Source organism: Paenarthrobacter sp. TE4293, assembly GCF_050435325.1.
Taxonomy (GTDB): domain Bacteria; phylum Actinomycetota; class Actinomycetes; order Actinomycetales; family Micrococcaceae; genus Arthrobacter; species Arthrobacter nitroguajacolicus_C.
In genome coordinates, this window is sequence record NZ_JBNJRY010000002.1 from 320,678 (window position 1) to 340,755 (window position 20,078).

General features: G+C 60.1%; 15 protein-coding genes and 2 pseudogenes. 5 read left to right on the forward strand and 12 right to left on the reverse strand.

All coding sequences use genetic code 11. The features are described from left to right. Positions 1-59: 59 nt before the first annotated feature. From QF015_RS04850 to QF015_RS04880, 7 genes and pseudogenes are all read right to left on the reverse strand, one after another. Entirely contained in the window at positions 60-746 is a 687-nt protein-coding gene (locus QF015_RS04850; RefSeq protein WP_429387400.1) for a uridine kinase, read from the reverse strand. Positions 747-1,067: 321 nt separating this feature from the next. Further along, entirely contained in the window at positions 1,068-2,321 is a 1,254-nt protein-coding gene (locus tag QF015_RS04855) for an APC family permease (protein ID WP_429387403.1), read from the reverse strand. A gap of 67 nt (positions 2,322-2,388) precedes the next feature. Further along, entirely contained in the window at positions 2,389-4,956 is a 2,568-nt protein-coding gene (locus tag QF015_RS04860) for a LuxR C-terminal-related transcriptional regulator (protein ID WP_429387404.1), read from the reverse strand. 390 nt (positions 4,957-5,346) lie between these two features. After that, positions 5,347-5,484, reverse strand: a pseudogene (locus QF015_RS04865) (cold-shock protein); the annotation flags it as partial. 75 nt (positions 5,485-5,559) lie between these two features. After that, positions 5,560-6,195, reverse strand: a complete 636-nt coding sequence (locus QF015_RS04870) for an SHOCT domain-containing protein (protein ID WP_429387406.1) — start codon at positions 6,193-6,195, stop codon at positions 5,560-5,562. Between the two features lie 225 nt (positions 6,196-6,420). Then, complete coding sequence (gene cspE, locus QF015_RS04875) at positions 6,421-6,624, reverse strand: transcription antiterminator/RNA stability regulator CspE (protein ID WP_024819996.1); 204 nt, start codon at positions 6,622-6,624, stop codon at positions 6,421-6,423. A 641-nt stretch (positions 6,625-7,265) separates the two neighbouring features. Beyond that, positions 7,266-7,466: a hypothetical protein gene (locus QF015_RS04880; RefSeq protein WP_310201940.1), complete on the reverse strand. Its 201-nt coding sequence runs from the start codon at positions 7,464-7,466 to the stop codon at positions 7,266-7,268. Positions 7,467-7,605: 139 nt separating this feature from the next. On the opposite strand from QF015_RS04880, the gene QF015_RS04885 reads away from it, so the two are divergent. The 3 genes from QF015_RS04885 to QF015_RS04895 all read left to right on the forward strand — a co-directional run bounded on the left by QF015_RS04885 (position 7,606) and on the right by QF015_RS04895 (position 9,741). After that, positions 7,606-7,761, forward strand: a complete 156-nt coding sequence (locus tag QF015_RS04885) for a hypothetical protein (protein ID WP_429387409.1) — start codon at positions 7,606-7,608, stop codon at positions 7,759-7,761. Between the two features lie 54 nt (positions 7,762-7,815). Continuing rightward, positions 7,816-9,060: a flavin-containing monooxygenase gene (locus QF015_RS04890; RefSeq protein WP_429387412.1), complete on the forward strand. Its 1,245-nt coding sequence runs from the start codon at positions 7,816-7,818 to the stop codon at positions 9,058-9,060. Positions 9,061-9,474: 414 nt separating this feature from the next. After that, positions 9,475-9,741 (forward strand): HNH endonuclease, encoded by a 267-nt coding sequence (locus tag QF015_RS04895; protein WP_429387806.1) that lies wholly within the window; start codon positions 9,475-9,477, stop codon positions 9,739-9,741. Between the two features lie 32 nt (positions 9,742-9,773). On the opposite strand, the gene QF015_RS04900 is transcribed toward QF015_RS04895, so the two are convergent. Continuing rightward, on the reverse strand, positions 9,774-10,403 hold the full coding sequence (locus tag QF015_RS04900; protein ID WP_429387415.1) for a dihydrofolate reductase family protein: 630 nt from the start codon (positions 10,401-10,403) through the stop codon (positions 9,774-9,776). Between the two features lie 298 nt (positions 10,404-10,701). Continuing rightward, on the reverse strand, positions 10,702-12,093 hold the full coding sequence (locus QF015_RS04905) for an APC family permease (RefSeq protein WP_429387418.1): 1,392 nt from the start codon (positions 12,091-12,093) through the stop codon (positions 10,702-10,704). A 255-nt stretch (positions 12,094-12,348) separates the two neighbouring features. Between QF015_RS04905 and QF015_RS04910 the strand changes: the two genes are divergently transcribed. Both QF015_RS04910 and QF015_RS04915 read left to right on the forward strand, forming a co-directional pair. Continuing rightward, positions 12,349-12,639, forward strand: a complete 291-nt coding sequence (locus QF015_RS04910; protein ID WP_429387420.1) for a hypothetical protein — start codon at positions 12,349-12,351, stop codon at positions 12,637-12,639. Positions 12,640-13,145: 506 nt separating this feature from the next. After that, positions 13,146-13,503 (forward strand): annotated as a pseudogene (locus QF015_RS04915) (TfoX/Sxy family protein). A gap of 10 nt (positions 13,504-13,513) precedes the next feature. On the opposite strand, the gene QF015_RS04920 reads toward QF015_RS04915, so the two are convergent. The 3 genes from QF015_RS04920 to QF015_RS04930 all read right to left on the reverse strand — a co-directional run bounded on the left by QF015_RS04920 (position 13,514) and on the right by QF015_RS04930 (position 19,753). Continuing rightward, the gene (locus tag QF015_RS04920) at positions 13,514-15,355 is read right to left on the reverse strand and encodes a hypothetical protein (RefSeq protein WP_429387423.1); all 1,842 of its coding nucleotides are present in this window, start codon (positions 15,353-15,355) and stop codon (positions 13,514-13,516) included. Positions 15,356-15,587: 232 nt separating this feature from the next. Continuing rightward, positions 15,588-16,823 carry an McrC family protein gene (locus QF015_RS04925; protein WP_429387425.1) on the reverse strand — a complete coding sequence of 412 codons (1,236 nt, stop codon included), beginning with the start codon at positions 16,821-16,823 and terminating at the stop codon, positions 15,588-15,590. Further along, positions 16,823-19,753 (reverse strand): McrB family protein, encoded by a 2,931-nt coding sequence (locus QF015_RS04930; RefSeq protein WP_429387427.1) that lies wholly within the window; start codon positions 19,751-19,753, stop codon positions 16,823-16,825. Before QF015_RS04930 ends, QF015_RS04925 begins: the two co-directional genes overlap by 1 nt. Positions 19,754-20,078: the final 325 nt, after the last annotated feature.

The window sequence follows — 20,078 nt, forward strand, 5'->3', positions numbered from 1 at the left end:
CGAAGCATACATAGACGCAGGCCCAGGCGATCTCGCGCGTCCAACTCCGACGCAAATTGCTACCGCTGCCGTTCCATCGCTTCCTTGACGGCCAGCAACCTGGGGTTGTCCGGAAGCGTGTTGTCAATGATCCTTGTAGCCCGCGACCACGGCTGAGCATGCTGAAAATACAGTCGTTGCCCGCCGACGTACCGTTGCAATGACGGATGGTCCGGGTCCGGGCTGCCACCATCCCTCAGGGACATCCGCTTTGCGGTTTCAGCAAACGGAACATCGAGGAAGATCGAGTAGTCCCACATGCTGGCCAGCTCATCCCGATGCAGGAACATGCCCTCTATGACGACCAGCGCGTTCTCCGGGGCCAACTGTCGATTGGGCTTCACCCTTACATTCTTCCGGGCATCCGTGACTCCGGTTCGATACCTTCCGTCCCCTCCCTTACTCAGTGGCTCCAGGACGTTTTGCTTGAAGGCTTTGTAGTCGTAGGTATCCAGCCAAAATCCCTCGGGAGATGCACGACCTCGGCGGTGCCGGTCTTCCTGGAGGTTGAGAAAATCATCCAGGTGAATTGTCACGACTGGCCGTCCATGAACTTCCGAGGAAAGAGCAGCCGCGAAAGTTGACTTGCCGCTTCCATCGACGCCGTCTATTGCGATGAGTGGACGGTCTGGACCCAGAGATAGCAATTCGTCTGCGAGGTACCGCAAAAGTCCCGACCGATGCGGCTCCATGTTTTCCCAAGTCATCAGTCAATGGTCACATGAAGACGAGCTCCGGCCCGAGTTGGTAGAACGGCGGAACGTACGACGGCGCGCCAACACCTAGGTGCTCCCGCCCACCACTCATCTTCACCCGCGTCAGCCCCTAGTTCGGAAGCGTGAAGCACCTAGTTGCGTCGTTCCACCACCTAGAGTCCCGCTACCGGCCATAGTCTCCTTTTGTGCCTTCGAAGCGGGAGTCCCGGTGTCCGGCGGGAGCCCCACCCGCTTTGGCGTAGGAGGCACTACGGCACGGCTCCACCCGTCTACCCCCAGGTGGAGTCGTGCCCAAGCCGGAGAGGCAGCGGCCTAGCGGCCTACGCGCAGCCGGATGGACCTGTACGCGATGCCCACCACGAACATCAGTACGCCAAGCACCACGGACAACGGCGGCAGCGTCGCGACAAGAGCCACGCAGGCAACCGCACCGGCGACCTGTAGGAACTTCGGATACCGGCGGTCCTCGACCGGCTGAGTGTAGGCGGCGATGTTCGCGACCAAGTAATAAAGCAGCACGCCGAATGATGAGAATCCGATGGCTTCGCGAAGATCAGCCACGGCGATGATCAGGCAGATCACGACGGCCAGAGTGACCTCCGCCCTATGGGGAACCTTGTATATCGGGTGCACGGCAGAGAGCCAATTCGGCAGGTCGTGTTCCCGGGCCATCGCCAGGCTTGTGCGGCCAAGCCCTGCTACGAGCGCCAGCAGCGCTCCCAATGATGCGACCGCGGCTCCGATTCGGACCACTGGTGCCGCCCACGCCAACGTTCCTGCGCTGACGGCATCGGCCAGCGGAGTCGGCGTTGCAGCCACGCCGTCGGGGCCGAGCGCCGCCAGCAGCGTCACCGCAATGACGGCGTAGATGACGATCGTCGTGCCCAACGCGATGCCTATCGCCCGGGGAATGGTGTGCTGGGGTTCGCGTACTTCCTCGCCCATCGTTGCGATCCTCGCATAGCCAGCGAATGCGAAGAACAGCAGCCCGCCGGACTGCAGGATCCCGTACCAGCCCTCAGCAAGCAAGCCCTCCCCCACAAAGTCGCCGAAGTCGGGGCCGGATCCACCCCACACTGCAGTCACGGCAATCACCAGGGCAGCCAGCACGGCAATCACCAGCACACGGGTCAGCCCTGCTGTCCGGGTCACCCCGTGGTAGTTAACAGCGGTCAAGAGTACGACGGCGGCAATCGCCACCGGGCGCTCCCAGCCTTGCGGGGCGGCATAGGCGGCGAAGGTCATTGCCATGGCCGCTGCGCTTGCGGTCTTGCCAATGATGAAGCCCCAGCCGGCCAGGAACCCGGCCCATGGTCCCAGCCGTTCCCGTCCGTAGATGTAGGTACCGCCGGAGGTGGGGTATCTCGCAGCGAGTTGTGCTGAGGACGTGGCATTGCAGAAGGCTACGAATGCAGCCACCACCAAGCCGATGAGCAGCCCGGACCCTGCAGCCGCCGCGGCCGGCGTGAAGGCAGCGAACACACCCGCGCCGATCATGGAACCCAAGCCGATGAGGGACGCATCGAAGGTGCCTAGTCGGCGGTCCAAGCCGGGAGAACTGTTCACTGAAACCCTTCACGCTGCTGGAGCCGGCTCCTGACAGGGCATCGGAGACCGGCGTCGGGACGTGATTTCAGCCTATCCCGGCTCCCCGCGGCGGAAGTGAATTCCCGACGAGCATGAAGAGTCCGTTGCGGGACGTTGCGCCGGTCTTGCGCAGCGCGTTGGAGATGTGGTTTTCCACGGTCCTCGCGCTGATGCCTAAGTGTTCGGCGATCTCAACATTGGTGCGGTGGCCAGCCAGGACGGCTACCTCGATTTCCCGCTCCGTCAGTGGCGTGGTTCTGAACGAGTTGAAGGAGAGCTGCTCGTTGGCTGACGGGAACCTGACCGCGAACATGGACGATGCCTGAGCCAGGGCGTCAGCAGCGGCAGTGTCCCCATCAATGACGTGCCGCTTGAGTGCACCCCGGAGAAGCATGCCCACCTGGTAGGTGTCGATATCGGGCTCGTAGTGCTTCAGGAGCAGACCGAGAAGCTGATGGTCTCCTTCAACCACGGCCGTGGCAATGGCGATGAGTTGGTCATGGACCGTGACGCCGCTGTCCCGGAGGATCATCTGTAACAGGTCCAAGACCGGACGCCCCGGGTTCAAGCAGGTGCAGAGGAGCGCCGTCATCATGGCCTCCAGGATGTAGCCGCTCTTCAACTGGCGCCTGATGAGTTTCACGGCTTTCCGATCAAACGTTGAAGGTTTCGCGCTCTCGTGGGCAATCAGTTCGTAGGCTCCCTTGCCGATTCCAGGCAAAGGCCCGACATCGGGCACGTCCGTCCGCGCCTGCGCGGCAATTGAGAGAGCCGGCGGGGTGGCCGACGTTGCGTGACGGAGCCCGGCCAGACGCAGCATCGCGTCGTAAAGGGCGTCCACCACGAAGCCTGGCCGTCCCATGGCGAAGACACTGCTCATGAGGTACTCCGCTTCCTCGAAGTGCCCCCTGTACAGCAGTCCGTGCGCAGCAATGTAGCTGCTGGTGACGACACCGAACTGGTCCAGGTTCTTGCGTGCTTCAGTCCGCCAGTCCAGTGCAAAAACGAGCGACTCGTCGATGCGGCCCACTGCGAAGAGGGCAAACCCCCGAATGAACGGGCGAAGGTGGGAGAAAAGATCATCATCCTCCGGACCGTCGACGGCGTCGTACGCTGCTGCGGGCCTGAAGCGGTACAGCTCCAGCAGCCCATGGACCAGGCTGCCCATTCCTGACGGTTCAGTATCGAAATCGCGTGTTGGCGTCCCCGAAGGGACCCTGCCGTGGGAAGCGCTGAGGAAGGTGATGGCGTCGTTGGCTTCCTCTGCATGATGTGGGTGCTCGGCGGCGAACTTTTGAAGAATGTCGACGGCGGCACCTGGGCCTTCGCCCGTGTGCACGGCGAGCATGGCCCGAGTGATGGCGACGAACAAGACGTCCTTGGGGTCGGCGTCGGAGGTCGTTGTTTCGCGACAGACCTGGGAAGCCCGCTGGACGTCCACGGGAGCGCCCCAATAGATCCGCAGCAACGATGCAGCGTTTGCCACAGACTTGTTGGCTTCCCACCTCGCGAATCGTATGCGTTCACGGTCTGCGTTGTGGTCATGGAAATGGCGGGCAGTGACGGCGTCGCCGTCGCCCTTCTCCAGACGCAAGGTAGCCAAGACCCGGGCGAGGCAGTCTGCCGTCGTCTGGGTCTCTTGCGTTGCCCTCGGTACCGCTTCAAGGACGCCGGCGATCTTCCTTCGCAGCAGCTTCCTGTCCCTGAGGTTCTTGTTTCCCCGGAAGTAGTCAGCGATGACGGGCGGGCTGATGGCGGCGATCGGACCATTGTGGTGGTCGTCCATGACGGACAGGAATCCCCTGCACTCGAGCCCTTCCAGGGCCTCTGGCTGGATGACCTTTTGCAAGACGTCAACGCGGGCTGTGCCCAGGATCGCCATGGTGTGAAGCGCCGTGAATTCATCAGCGCTGAGCTCGGCCAACAGAGCCTCCAGTGTCCCGCGCAGGTGCTCGTTCCAGAGCGTGTTCGTGGCCATGCTCCACTGCTTGTTGTTCATGACCAGCAGGTTGCTCAGCGAGGCCGTTTCAGTGATGCGTACGATGAGTCGCGGGTTCCCGGCCGACTTGGTAAGGATCCGGGCCGTGGTGTCTGCGTCTGCCGGGGCACCCAGGACTTGTGCGATGAGCAGGTGAACCTGCTCGTAGTGGAGCGGATCCAGCTGAAGGTGTGCCTCGCGGCCGTTGTTGAGGACAGCCAATTGACCTTTGGAGAACTCCCAGGTTTCGGGGGCGGTTGCCACCATTGGGCAATCCGACCGACGCCTCACCGCTTCCAGGACGGCCAGTGATTCACTGTCTACAAGGTGGAGGTCGTCAACGACCAGCAGATGCTTTCCATGAGTTGCCAACTGGCTGGCCAACACGTCCGCGATGTCGAAGACGCCGCTGCGGCCGGGCCGTAAGTCCAGGCCCAGTCCTTTGATGGCTGAGTACGGGATGGTGCGATGAGTGCGGAGGCCGGTGATGAAGTGTACGGCCACTCCGGTCTTTTCGAGATTGCCCATAACACTGCGGACCACGGTCGTCTTACCGCTGCCCGGTGCACCGACTACCCGCACGCCGATCCCGCGTGCGACGAAGTCGAGGATTCGTTGAATCTCTGAATCGAACACTCGACCCAACCTTCTGTTTCTGTGGATGCCCGACATGCGGCTCACTTCGCAGGCTAGATCGAGAAAACGGGACTAGGTGGCAAAACGGCCTTGCACAGGCCGAATTGGGTCCATCTAGGTGGTGATTTGGGCAAATCTAGGTGGTGGCGGGACTCGTCTAGGTGGTGGGGCTGTTCGGAAATCAGGCGGCCCATGCGATGCTCCCTCAGCTCTGCGGGTGGATTACCTCCAACGCTACGAGCGGCCCAACTCGAATTACACCCATGTAATTCGCTATGTGGATATATGTTCTACAGACATATTTTGAACCAGAAGACATCTTCTAATGATGAGCAGACAAAAAAACAGGGCCGGTCAGTGACCGGCCCTGCTTTTTGCGTTATCCGAAGACTAGACAGCCTGGATGTTTACAGCCTGGGGACCCTTGGGGCCCTGCTCGACGTCGAAGGAAACCTTCTGGTTCTCTTCGAGGGAGCGGTAGCCCGAGGAGTTGATCGCAGAGTAGTGAGCGAAAACGTCCTGGCTGCCGACAGGACACTACCAGGAGGGATCGGCTCGCACATGAGAAGGGCTACGGTTTGCCCTCAATCCGGTTCCTTGACGTCAAAGCCGCCCCAGCAACTCAGCCTTCTTCACACTGAACTCATCGTCGGTGAGAAACCCCGCTTCTCGCAGCGCGGCGAGTTTGGATATCAACTCTGTGACATCGGGGGTGCTGACTGGCTCTACATCCACATGTGAAGTTTTCGTTGGCCTTGGTAGTCGATCGCTGATGATTCCCGAAACTACAGAAAACGCCTGCTCTGCCACCGTAGGCTTCTCCACCGGAGTTGGAGAAATTTGATCCGGCGATTCTTCGGTGCGGACTACGCGCTCCTTCTCAAGCACGAGTTCAAAGTGCTTGAAGACTCCGTCAGGAAACTTGATCAACGACCGCTTGCCGTCGGTCCAATCGACGCGAACGACGTGCGACGGCCCCATGGAATCGAACGTCGCCCCAACTGCCGCTGACGCTGCCTTTCCGATCTGGCCTGGAAGGATGGCTCCGGCTATCGCCTTGCTAACGGCGCCCACCGGATTTCCCTTCCCGTCTGTGACGACTTCGTCCCATTCCGCGACGTTCTCAGGCGTCAACTTCCGGAACTTGAGTCCGGCTTGCACAATGAGCGTGCTTCCCACCCGCGTCGACACTGTCGCGCCCTTATAATCTCCGCCGACGACTCGGCCATAACCCACCATGGCCACAGTCTAACGGGGACCAAAGAGAGATCCTGACGTATTCGACGCCTGAGCGTCCGCGGCGTTGGTGAGCATTACCCGTCTACAGAACTAGTTCCAACAATGCGACGACGTTGCGATCTGTTCGCGGATGTCGAAGTTGGTTTGCTCCTAATCAGCTGAGGGAGGGCAAAACAAAAGCAGGGCCGGTCAGTGACCGGCCCTGCTTTTTGCGTTATCCGAAGACTAGACAGCCTGGATGTTTACAGCCTGGGGACCCTTGGGGCCCTGCTCGACGTCGAAGGAAACCTTCTGGTTCTCTTCGAGGGAGCGGTAGCCCGAGGAGTTGATCGCAGAGTAGTGAGCGAAAACGTCCTGGCTGCCATCTTCAGGAGAGATGAAGCCGAAGCCCTTTTCGGAGTTGAACCATTTCACGGTACCTGTAGCCATTTTTTTCAGTCCTTACTGAAGGTGGAGATTCTCCCGACTTTCGGGTCTCCGGTGTGGGGTGTTCTCCACCGTTACTTCAGAAGGTCACGATCCAGAGGGATCATGGGGACTGCCTGAACTACCAAATGCCAAACACAACAACACCATCTAGTCTACAGAGATTTGAGCAGATGGCTAGTGCTGGGAAATATTTATCCATCGGATGGTGCTGGCCAAGGCAAAACGCGGCATTCAGTACAGCGCCAAGACCGCCCCTTCCGGGCTAACACCAGCCCAGTAAAGGGGGTCCCACTCTGCAGATGCTATCCCTCGGGTCGGACCGAACCGTTTATGGCTTTGTGAGCTGAGTAGAGTCCGTGCCAACTGATCCCGATGAGGCTGAGAGAGCCTGCCAGGAGGCACACCGCGGAAACCCTGTCGCCCACCACGCTGGCCAGAGCGGTGAGCATGAGTGCCGCAAGTACAAGGCAGCCCGACGCCGCAAGCCATTGTCGGCTTGACCATCCGTGAACCCGGGCGCCGCCGCCGTCATGCCACCAAAGCCGGGCTCGTTCGCGAATGGTCGTGTGCTCGTTGAAAGGATTTCGCTCCATCCAGCCAGCATTGCATCCGCCACCGACATCATGACCAGCCCATTGGCGCTACTGCGGCTCGTCACCCTTGGTTGCGCCCCGAGCCCTGTCCTTGATCACCCAGCTGGTAATTGACGGAGCGGCGACGGCTATGAGGCACACCGTCGCCCAGAAGTTGTCCAATAGGCCGCTGACCAGCAGCACCAAGCTAAGAACGATCATCACCCACATGGTGATATCGAGTACCCGGACCACGTTTGTAGTCGACATTTACGAATCATTCCCCCCCCGGACACGTCCCGAAAGCCTACGTCTTTTGGACACGCACGGCATCCCGCCGCCGCGCATCCCCGGAGGTGCGGCCGTGCCCGAATATGGTGGGCCTTAGCCGATCTACAGGAGGAGCAGAGTGGCAGACGACCCCGCGTTTGAACCAATTCCAGTGCTGGAAGGACAAACGTCCCTTGACGACTTCCTGCCTCCCACCCCCGCGACGACGCCTGTCGAGATCCGGGAACCTACGGACGCCGAACTGGCAGCCTTTCTCGAGGTGCAGGGCCGCTAGGCAAGGCCGTCTTCGCCCATCCCCAAATGCCGCGCCCAAGCGTAAACTCCAGCCATGGGACGCACCCAGGAGACGGTCGTCATTGGTGCCGGCCAAGCAGGACTCACCACCAGTTACTGGCTGACGCAGCTGGGCGTTGAACATCAGGTTTTGGAGCGCCGAGACACCCTGGGTGGGGCCTTCCAAGACCGTTGGGACAGCTTCTACATGAATACTCCCAACCTCTCGCTGGACCTCCCGGGTATGCCGTTCGACGGCGGCGACCGGGACGCGTTCATCCCCCGCGATGCTGCGGTAAACCTTTTCAGGCGGTATGCGGAGCTGATCTCCGCGCCGGTCCAAACGGGCGTTGATCTCACCCGTTTGTCTGCTTCGCCCGACGGCGGGTTCCACCTTGAGACATCACTCGGGAGCTTGCGGGCACGGAACGTCGTCCTGGCAACTGGCGCCTACCAAGTACCCAAGATCCCTCCCCTGGCGGCCAAGCTCCCTGCCGAGGTGACCCAGCTGCATACCCACGAGTACCGCAATCCGGAGCAGCTGCCGGGTGGGGCCGTGTTGATCGTGGGGACCGGGCAGTCAGGCGGGCAGATCGCTGAGGAGCTCCACGACGCAGGCCGCGACGTCCACCTCTCCGTCTCAATCGTCCCGGAAGCCCCACGTCGATACCGAGGCCAGGACCTCATCTACTGGATGCTCGAAACCGGCAAACACGGCCCCGACTACGGAGTGAATGCCCTCACCACCGAGGCGCTCCCCTCCCCCGCTCTACGTTTCGCGCCCAACCCGCTGCTCTCCGGCACCGACGGCGGCCACAGCATCCACCTCCGAGAACTCGGCCGCCGCGGTATGCACCTGCACGGCCACCTTGAATCAATCGACGACGGCGACATCACCTTCAGCGACGACCTCCCCGAACGCCTCGCCGCCGTCGAGTCCGCGTTCGGACAGCGCTCACGCAGGGCTATTGATGCGTACATTGCCGCAGCGGGGATCGACGCTCCGGAGCAGGCGCCTTTAGAGGCAGATGACTGGCTCCCAAATGAGCCGGCTCAGGTGAACCTGGCCGACGCGAACATCACGTCTGTGTTGTGGGCGTCCGGTTACAAGCTCGATTTCACTTTGGTGGATCTGCCCTTGGTGGACGAGTGGGGCTACCCGAAGCACTCCCGCGGAGTCACGGAAATTGCCGGATTGTTCGTGGTGGGACTGCCATGGCTGACCAGGCACTACTCGTCGATCGTTGGTGGCGTGGGGTTGGACGCGGAGTACGTGGCGGGGCGGGTTGCCGCGGCGTGACAGCCATGCTTTAGCAAGGTTGACGGTCCACTCGGAAATGCCGCTCGAAAGCTCCCTCATGGTGAACTTCATTGCTGCTAACGTCACGTCATGACAGAGGGCCAGTCCTTTCGATTTGAATTGCGGCGCATCTATTGGATGCGCCAATCCCTTCGCCTGCTTGTGGCACTCTCCCCGGCATGGCTGTTTGGGGCTGCTTACGTGTTCTTCACTACGCCACGAGTGATTGGCGAGATCGGCACGGGCACAATCGAACAATTCACAGGAGAACTGTTTGGTGGGCTCTGGGTTGCCATCGGAGCGCCAGCAGCATTCATTCTGGCGTTGCTGATTGCAGCTTTCGTTGTGCGGACAGGTGACCTACGCAGGCGTGATCCGCAGCGTCGGTTTACGCGGCATCAGCGACGCGAGGGCATGACTCGTGCAAGGGGGCGATGTGAGCTGGAGTCAGCCTATGGGCGGCGTTGCGCCCAAGCTGCCGAGCACGGAGATCATTTCTACCCATGGTCCAAAGGCGGAGCAACTTCCCTCAGAAACTTCGTTGCCGCTTGTAGTCAATGCAATCGGCGGAAGGGCGCCCGCATCCCGAGTCCTGGGCTATTGACGCGACTGGAACGACGGCGTGCTTCTTATGTCCAGACCGCTGAGGCAGCTCTGGTGGGCGAGCGGCGCGGCCAATGAGGACGCAATTCACGGTTCGAACATTGCCACTGTCAGACTTCCTCCGCCTGATCGATTTCCGCCATGTTCCCCACTGCAGGCGTCCCCTCAACCAGGGCGTAACGCTGCATCACGGCACCCTTCGGTGAGGCAACCACGGGCTCGATCAGCCGAAGGTTCGTCGGCACCACCCCGCCAGCAAACACCTTCTTCCCGCGGCCGAGGAGAATCGGATAGACCCACAGGTTGAGTTGGTCGAACATGCGCTCAGCGAAAAGAGTCTGGACGAAGTCGAGGCTGCCGATGACATGGATGTTCTGGTGCTTCTCGCGTAGCTCCCGCAGGGACGCCACTGTGTCAGTGCCGAGCAGGGTCGATCCCTCCCACTCGAGCTCCAGCGACTGGCGCGAGGCCACGTACTTCGGAAGGCGATTGAACAGCTCCGCGATCTTGCCATCTTGTTGAGGCCAGTACGAGGCGAAGATGTCGTAGGTCCGCCGCCCTAAGAGCAGCGCGTCCATTCCCTCCATTCCGGAATCGATCTGATCGCCGACAACCTCGTCGATGAGCGGCGCCTGCCAGCCACCGAACTCGAAGCCGCCCTCCGGATCCTCCTCAGGTCCGCCGGGCGCCTGCGCGACCCCGTCGAGCGTCGTGAACAGGTCAATGTGAATCAGTCCCATGCGGGGATCCTTCCCTGCTGCCCGTCGTCACCCCGGCGACAGGATCATGTTGAGGGTTCCACAAGTGAGGCTGCCAGGCAATGGTCACCGGAGATTTACAACGACGGCGACAGCACCTTGCGCGGGCACCGCCGCCAAAATCCGGACACCGGGACAAACGCGTAGCCTATGTGCTCTCGTCACCTTCGGAACCGTTCCCCTACGATGTCGTCCAAAGTCTCGCGTCTCCGGTTCCAGAGTGGCTGTGGGAGGAATGCACCCGGCTGGCTAAGATCCTCTGAGCTTCCGCCCAGGAACCCTACGCTTCCTTCAGATCCAGTTGCGGCGCAGGTTTCTGGAACCCTCGCGTCAGAAACGCCAGGTAGGCCAATCCCAGGCCTGCCCAAATCAAACCGAAGGTGAAGGACAGCCCACTCAGGCTGGTCCACAGCCAGATCGTGAGCACGAAGCCAATGCCCGGAAGCACAAGGTTGTGGATCGCGCCGCGAGCTCCGCGGGCCTTTTGGTCGAAGTAGTAGTGCTTGATCACGGCCAGGTTGACCACAGAGAACGCCACCAGGGCGCCGAAGCTGATCAGCGAGGAAATCGTCAGCAGGTCCAACACGAAGGCCAATAGAGACACGGCGGAGGTCAGCAGAATGGGCAACACGGGGGTGCTGAAGCGGGCATGCAGCCGCCCCAACGCTGCAGGGAACACTCCGCTGCGGCCCATGGAATGAATGATTCGCGAGACCGAGGCCTGGGAGGTCAAGGCTGATCCGAGGCTGCCGGCAATGTAGGCGGCCGTGAAGAAGGCCACGAGCATCTCGCCGCCGGCTGCGCCAATGACCTCGATGGCCGCCGAGTCCACGTCGTTGAAGGTGCTGACAGGGAGAACCAAGTGGCTGATGTACGCGAGTCCCAGGAAAATCATGCCGGCCAGGATGGTGGTGATCATGATGGCGCGGGGCAGATTCCGCTTCGGGTCCTTGGTTTCCTCCGCAAAGGTTGAGACGGCGTCGAACCCCAAGTAGGAGAGGCAGAGGATGGCGGAGCCGGCGAAGACGGGCGAAAGTCCCTCGGCACCTTCGGTCCCGGTGAAGGGCGCCAGTAGATCAACATTGCCAGTTCCGGTGATGGAGGAAAGCCCCAGGGCCACGAACAACACGATGAAGATCGCTTGGAGACCCACCACCACAAAGTTGGCCTTCGCAATCGCAGTGATGCCAAGGATGTTCAGCACGGTCACAGCCATAATCGAGACGATCATGAACACCCACGACGGCACCGCTGGGAAGGCCGCGTTCATGTAGATGCCGATCAGCAGGTAGTTGATCATCGGCAGCAGCAGATAGTCCAGCAGGAGCGACCACCCGGCCATGAAGCCAAGGCCTGGCCCGAACGATCGAGTCGCATAGGTGTACGCCGATCCCCCGAACGGGAACGCCTGCGACATCCGGCCATACGAGCGGGCCGTGAACAGCATGACCACCAAGGTCACTGCATAGGCAGCCGAGAGCCGCCCACCGGTCAGTTCCACGACGATGCCGTAGGTGCTGAAAATAGTCAGGGGCACCATGTAGACCAAGCCCAGCAAGACCAGGGATGGAACGCCCAGAACACGGCGCCAACCTTGGGATGGCGCTTGGGCGGAGGCCGGCCCCACAGGCTTCTCGCCTGCCGGTGTATCAGTTTCAAACGTGGGGGTCATTGGGAATCCTTGGTGCTCATTCTGGTGTGTGCTGGGAAGCTGCGACGCTGCAGAACTTCGTAGCGGCTACCGGATCTGCGGGGTCACCGAGATCCTGAAGTGCTGGGTTGGCTCAGGGGCGCGTGGTGGACGCCTCTGGTCTTGTGAACGTGAAATGAATAGCGTTCATTTAGTGTGACGGTGAGGCGGGTCACAGTCAATATGTGACGTGCGGTCGAGGAGTTTCCGGCGTATACATCCACCTCGTGCCCGCTCATGCAGCCCACGGCACGCCACGACGGCGCCGTGCTTGTCGCCGGGATCGGACAAGCAGACGGCCAGACCGCCGAGGAACTGCACGACGCCGGACGCGAGGTTCACCTGGCCGTATCCACATGTCCCGAGGCGCCCCTCCGATACAGCGGCCACGACATTCTTTACTGGCTCCTCGAAACCGGCAAGCGCGGCCCCGACGTCTGCATCCCCGCCCTCACCCGCGAAACCCTGCCCTCCCCCGCCGCCCGCTTCGCCCAGCACCGCCGGCGGCCACAACATCCACCTCCGTGAGCTCGGTCTCCGCCGCGTGCACCTGCACGGCCGGCTGGAAAACATCGACGACGACATCACCTTGAGCGACGACCTCCCCGAACGCCTTGCAGCAGTTGAGTCGATCTGCGCGCAGCGGTCGGGAATGGGGATTGATGCAGACATCACAGCGGCAGGGATTGACGCTCCTGACCATGAACCGCCGCCGGCGGATGACTGGCTGCCTGCAGATTTGGGTCGAGTGCACCTCGTCGAAGAGAACATACGTCGGTGCTGTGGGCCACCGGTTACAAACTCGATTTTGGGTTCGCCGAATGCCGCTCGTGGACGAATGGGGTTACCCAAATCGTTCGCGCGGTGTCACCGAGTTTCCGGGCTTGTACGTCGTCGGGCTCCCATGGCTGACGCGACCCTACTTGCAATAGTCGGCGGCGTGGGTTCGGTTGCCTGGCATATCGCTGAGCGAGTCTCCGATCTATGAACACCCACAGTCAGAGAAAGTGCTCCCGGAGGACGAATAAACGCAAATGCCCAAGCCGTCAGATGCGGACAAGGAACGTTTCCGCTCGTCCGTCCCCGAGACCCCAGACGTGGTGGTGAAACCGATGTTCGGGAACTCGGCGCTTTCGTCGACGGCAACATGTTCGCGGGCTTGTTTGGTCCCACCATCGGCGTCAAGCTCTCCGAAACTGACCACCAGGAATTGGAGGCCAATTATCAGACACAACCCTTTGGACCCGAAGAACGGCCCATGGGCGGTTAGTCGGCCTTCCTAAGTCGTGGCAGGACGACGCCGCACAAACTGCGCAATGGGTGGCCAAGGCCTTAGAGGACGTGGCGAAGTTGCCGCCCAAAGCACCGAAGGTGCCGAAGACCGTGTCATGACGGCGTGCTGCTATTCGAGGCGCCAAAGACGCAGGCAGGATTCGGCGGCGCCCACAAGGTAGAGCATCGCTATGCACCAAGCATAGGGACTGCCTTGCGCCGACCACGAAAGCACTCCCAGAAGCAGACCCGCAACGGCCATATACAGCGACGAGTGAATCCCCGCGATCCGAGTAACTGTCGCAATCAACAGGAGGACTGTCCCGAGAAGGGATATCGACGCTATGCCCCAATACGCCTCCATCGGCAACCTGCCAATCCGGTCGGAGTAAGCTCCGTACTCCAGAGCGGCCGCTCCTCCGAGAGGTAAGGCCGCCAAGGCATAGGCCGCGGCAGCCCCCTTACTTGCCAACGTCGCTCGCCGTCGGGCTTCCTTTGCAAGGGCTCCTTCCACGTCCGCAGGAGTGCCCCAATATTTGTTCAGGCTCTCTCTGGCGGTAGCTCGCCAGATGACAAGGCCTGCGGCAAGCACAAGGATCCCCAGCACCAGAGAGTGTCCAGGTGGCCACGATGTATCTCCTGAGGTCGTCGTCGCTAGGCAAAGGACAGCCATCGTCAAGAGCTTGACGCGACGAACTCTCAAGCTCGACCGGTGAACGCCTCTGGCAGCTTGAATTGTCGCGTCTATCTCTGCACCTTCAGCCCCGGACGCTCGGCATTCAATCGCTTGGACCAATTGCGCCAAAACAAACGGACCGTTGTGAAAATAGGACAGGTGGTCCATAGGAAAGGAACCAGTTTGGGGTATTTTCCGGAAGCGAGTATTTGTGCCCAGCACTGAGAGAACAGAAGACACGTAGTCGTGGTCCGCGCTCAAGTCCAGCCCTTGCACCTCCGGCCTACAAGACGTTTGCACACGTTCAGCCAGCGCCAGAATCTGATCCCTCTGTAAGAAGACCAAAACAATAACGGGGATGATCAAACCGAACGTCAACCCGAGCCAGATCCAAGGGAACGGCCTGTCAATCATCATTACCATCGCTCTGAAAGCACCCTCCATCGGTGACCTCAAAATCACATCCGGCATCGTAGGCGCAGCCCAAACTATCCAAATAACTGCGCCGATCGAAGCCAGGCCATCGAGTCCAAGGGAGACCGCCAGCAATGCGTCTCGAACCAAGGGAAGAACCGTCACGAGTCCAGTGAGCGTGTGCAGCATAACCAACCACATGGCCATAAACACCCATCTCTTCATTCCCTTGGGCACGGAATTCAACACGGAAAGCAAGCCCTGACCACTGCCCAGGGTCATAAGCGTCAGTTGTTCGTCGCGATTCCGTGTGCCAACCAAACTAGTAAGGATAGAACCGCCCTGAGAATGACCAATCAGTACCTGCGCATCAGACGTCCTGTGACGAATCCGTGATTCGACGTAACCGGCTATTCTGGCGCGGAGTTTTTCATCTGATGTCCATGCCAAGGCGTCCAGGGTTCGTTTGCGCATTGATGGCACCAGCATGGCTAAGGCCGCGGCAAGTGCGCACGGAAAACTCAAGAGACTAAGCATGAGGGTGCGCCAGTACCACCTGAGCAGGTGTCCAAACTCCTTGAGTTGGGTGCCTTTGGATCCGTCAACAACCGCTGCCAGGTGGAATAGCGCAGAAACAAAATGCAGCAGGAATATCTGGAGGGTTGCATGAAAAGCCCACCACATTACCACCGCAAAGTTGCGTGGTTGAACCATGTCGGCCCAGTAAACGGGTTCAAGGTCAACCCGCACGCCAGCCAATGAATTGCTTCGCATGTGCCGGTGGTGGTTCGTCTGGTCGTCGGTTGCAATAGCGCAGCTTGCTGCATCGCAGGGTTCCTCGTGCCAACGGTAACGACCGGCCACTGCAAGGTACTCCACCACGGGGGTGACGCTCTTGCCCGCCCAGTCCTCACAGGAAGAAACGCCAATACCGTGCACCACGGGGACATGCACAATGCGCTCCGGTCGATCCCTCGAAGTCGCGCTCTTAGCCCGAACTGGTGACTGCACCCGTAACTCGGCGTCTTCCGCGGACCGCTTCTTTCGTTTAGCCAATTTATCCCCCAAGGTCATCGTGCGGGCCCAACGCCCACTCTGACTATTGGTTTCAACCCTAGAGACGGACTCCGACAGAATTATCATGCACGGCTAATTCGCTATAGGCACGACTTGCTAATTCACGCACGCGTGCCAGCAACGCCTCCGGCTCCCGCGAAAGATCCAGCGGAAACTCCACCACGGACACTCCGGTATTCAGTACTCGGCGTACGCGCGGCTCTCCCGGGCCTGCGTATACGAGCCACGCACGCGGCACCCCAAGCGAGGTGCAGTAAGCCAGCGTCTGGTAGTGGTCCGCGTTTGGGTATGCACCACTAGGGGACGCCGCCTTGTACTTGGCATCAAAGATCATCGCCGGCCGTCCCCGAACGGAGTGCACCACGTCCACATACATCCGTATTCTGTCGCTGCTCGGATACCCGGGCTCTGCTTCGTCCATGAATGCTTCGTATTGCCACTCCGTCAGCCCTGGGTATGGCTCCAGCGCCTCCCTAAGCGCGGTCGCAACAAAGTCCTCAAACACGGTGGCCATATTCACCACAAAAGACGCAACTGCACGGTGGCCCATTCCAGCTTCGGCGGACATGGTCTGAAGGATGATCTCGGACAACCGCAACGCTGGCACGTAATGCCCGTTTATACGAGATTCGCCCCAAGACGGCAGCGGAGCTCCATGCTTCAAGGCCGAAACACCGTCGAGCTTGGAGTCCAAGTGCGCAAGTCGCACGACAAGGGAGTCAGCCAACCGCGGAACATGGAGCATCATCCGAATGGCCGCCCGAAGAATCTGGTTTTCCGCTACGTCCGAGGTGTAGTCGTCATACGACACTTCTAGTGGCAGGAGCATCCCAGGCCGGCGGGTCATCTGATCGCCGACGCGGATGCGCCCCCTGACTGTCCGCAGTGATTCTTCCACGTGCACGTAGCCGTTCAGAGGGCCCCGTTCGAGTGCCCGTTCACCGTGCCTTGCAAGCGATTCACCCAGCGCAGCAAAGAGATCTTCCTCCTCTTCCGCAGCCACATTGTCCGGCCTAAACCCAGGGTCGGCGGCGTAGCCCAGCAAAAAGAGCAACCTGCTGAGACCCACCTTTTCCTTAGGGTTTACCCTGACCAGAAGGTCATCGATCTGAACCGCGCCAACCTTGCCAGAAGGCAGAATTGTCCAAGCACCGTTATGCGCCGGGACGACGGAAACCAAACCGGTATCCCGCAGGGTGGCCGCGACATCGCCTTCCAGCAGGACGGGCTCCGGGTAGCCCTGAAGCTCGTCGAGGATGATCTGCGTCGGCATTAGGCTCGGGCGTTGCCAAGGTCCGAAACATCGCCATTCGGGCCGACGTCACCACTCGCCTTGCGCCGAATGGCGGCGAGGCCGAACTTCTCACGGATCTTCTCCCGACCCATTTGTCCGAAATAGTGTTCCTCGAGCAACGGCAACAACTCGTACTTCCAGATCTCGGCCAGACCCTGGTCAGTTTCCGCATGCTCCTTCATGAAGTATGAAGGCCCAACCATCAAGTCGCGCTTCGTATCACCAAGCTCGCTGTTCAATGCATTTAGCAGGTCGGCGCGCAGGGCCGGCTGCCCGGTCGTCTTCAGGAAGCGCTCGAGCATGCCCGAGATCATGCCCTCCTGCGGATGAAGCTCCACAAACGCGAACCGGCGTCGAATCGCGGCGTCCACCATGGCAATTGAGCGGTCGGCCGTATTCATCGTGCCAATGATGAACAGATTCGGGGGCAGCACGAATGTCTGCTGCGGGTTGTACTGCAGGTTGATTCCTTGGTCACGGTACTCCAGCAGGAAATACAGTTCCCCGAAGATTTTGGCCAGATTCCCGCGGTTCATCTCATCGATGATCAGGAAATAGGGCTTGTCGCGGTTTCCATCCAAGGACGCCTCTGCGGCGATTCGCCGCAAAGGGCCAGGTTCAAGACTAAAGCCGACATTGCCGCCGTCGGACGTTGCGGGACGGTAGCCCTCAAAGAAGTCCTCGTATGCATACGAGGGATGGAACTGTACCGTCTTGACGTGGTCCCCGTGTTCCTCCCCCGCGAGGAAGCGTGCGATCTTGCCCGCCAGGTACGTTTTGCCGGTCCCGGGAGGACCGTAAAAAACGATCTGCTGACGCGTCTGCAGCAGACGAATGATTTCCTGAATGTCGTCGCGCTGGACGTGCAGCTTGGTTGCGAGATCAACGTTCGCCTCGCGCAGTTGAGGTACTACGACGGGCTGCGGCGGTGCGGTCGTCTCCGGTGTGGTGCCGTCCACCACTGGTTCGGCCGCGGACCACGCACTGATGATGGAGAGCGCATCCGTGAGGTCGACGACTGATCCCTGTTCCTCCAACAACCGTGGCATCGGTGCAGGGAGATCATCATTGGCTATGGGTTCCTGGCGCCACGTGACTTGCCTACGCAAGCGGGACGTCTCGTCGTCTGCGTACTCCGCTTCGCCGGTGATAACGCCCAGGTAGAGGTTGCTTTCGAAGGCTGTCAGGACGAAATCGTCAACCTTCATCTGGCTGAGGAATCGGTAAAACTCTTGGGCCCGGACTTTACGTTCCGCATAGTCAATGTGCTGGTATCCAGCATTTACCGCGGCCTGTACCTCATCAAAATTGCTTCGAGGAGAAGGTGATCCTAGGTGCTGAGCCCTGAGGGAGACGAAGTGATTTCCGAACCAGGAATCGACCATCCCAACGCCGCCCTGATTCTGGCGAACCAGCCAGCCCCGTCGACCGGGATTATCCGACGGTTGCCACTCGCTCAGGTACGGCTCGTCATACCATTCGATGAACTCGTCCGAGTCGCCCTGCTGTGCTTTCCGGATGGCGAACAGGTCCTTGGCAATGTCAATCTCGGAATTACCGGTTGGCCCCCCGATAATTCCTGCGAAAGCGTTTCGGATCTTAATCCTGTGATCCTTGCTCACCACAGGCTGAAGATGATCCGGCCACGCAAGAAAATCGATGCTGTAGCGGATAGTGGGCCAGTCATGGGGGACAGATTGTGTAAGCCCAACGAATTCCCACGGATCCGCCAGGGCCGAATTGATCAGACTCTGGGGCTGGCTCGCCGCGTATTCCACAAACCGGCTAAGCCAGGCCACATGGTCTGCAACCTGAATGTTGAACCCCACTCCGCCGTTGAAGGCACCCTCGCTTTGAAGTCCTTGGCGCAGTTCCTCCGGCAGCTCGGCCTTTGTCCCCGGTGCCCAGGATAGGACCTTCTCAATCCGCGCAATCTTAGTTGCCGCCGTAACGTTACTCAGTGGAAGGACTTGGAGGTAAAGCAGTTCAGCTGCCAAAAGAATGGTTTCCCGGGAGGCACCAGCCAGCTGACGCTCCAACTTGGACATGAAAGACCCTGGATCAACCTTCGTGGTGTTCTGCCTATCGACGAGATCAGCAGCTGCTTCAGCTGTCCACGTGTGAGTGACGCCGTCGAGAGGCGAAGCCTGCCCCCGAAGCCCCCCGGTGATGAGTAGCCTCGCTGGCGTTTGTTCCGGTGTCACGCTGATGGGTGAGTTGACATCAGCCGCCATTTTGTCACCCCTCCATACGCGGAATGCCTGACTGTTGGCAGGGCTCCACTCATCCGTCGGGTTGACGTTCATCACGGTCCACATCAATCCCTGGGCGTCTAACCTATCGCGGAGCTTGATTCCGTATTTTGGGGCCAGCCGCAGGATCTCATCAAGCGACTCAAGGAAGAGTTCGTAACGCCGAGTCGATCCATCGTGAGCCCCACGATCATCCCAGCCAACGAGCTTAAGGAAGTTCTTGACGGCTTGTGCCCGATACGGCGGGTGACCGTATGGATCAGAGGCCATGAACAGTACGGAGCCCAGTGAAGTCACACTTCCGACAGTAAATTGCTTGTGATTCATTGGATGCAGCTGCTGCAAGAGTGCATCCAACACACGAGTGTCGGGGGCCTTGCCCCAAACGGGCGCAAGCACCGACCAGAGCTCTTCGGGGTGCTGCCGCCCTGCGTCCACAAACTTCATCATGAAGTAAGGATTGAGCAGCCCTGAAGCCACCAAGTCCTTCCGCAGAGATTCGAACCAAGAGGGATCCTGTGCTACGAACAGCTCGCGGGACGATCCCATCCGTTCTGCAATGCCAAGCTTGAAATTGTATTCATCAGCATCGAGATTCACGGTCTCGGCGAACAGAGCAGCAAACTCCATGAACTGATGCCACTGGGAATCGTTCATGCTGCAGCGCTCCCCACCAAGGCCACCGAACCGCAGACGACACAACGGGACATCCAAGAACTCCAATTCTGCTCAGTCGGCGCAACGAAAATGCACCTTGGACGCGGAGCAACTTTTGGGCTGCCATCACCTCGTTGTGCACCATCAAATACATGTCTAACACTGCTGATACGCGGATCCGCGGGCGACACAGGGTTGCTGACTAAATGACGAGGGTTGGCGTTCCCATCACGGCAGGGCAGGAGCAAGACCCGCCAGAGCAACGCCCCTGCGGTGGATGACTGGCCGCCTGTGGAACCTGCGGAATCCGGGGGTTCTTCTATGT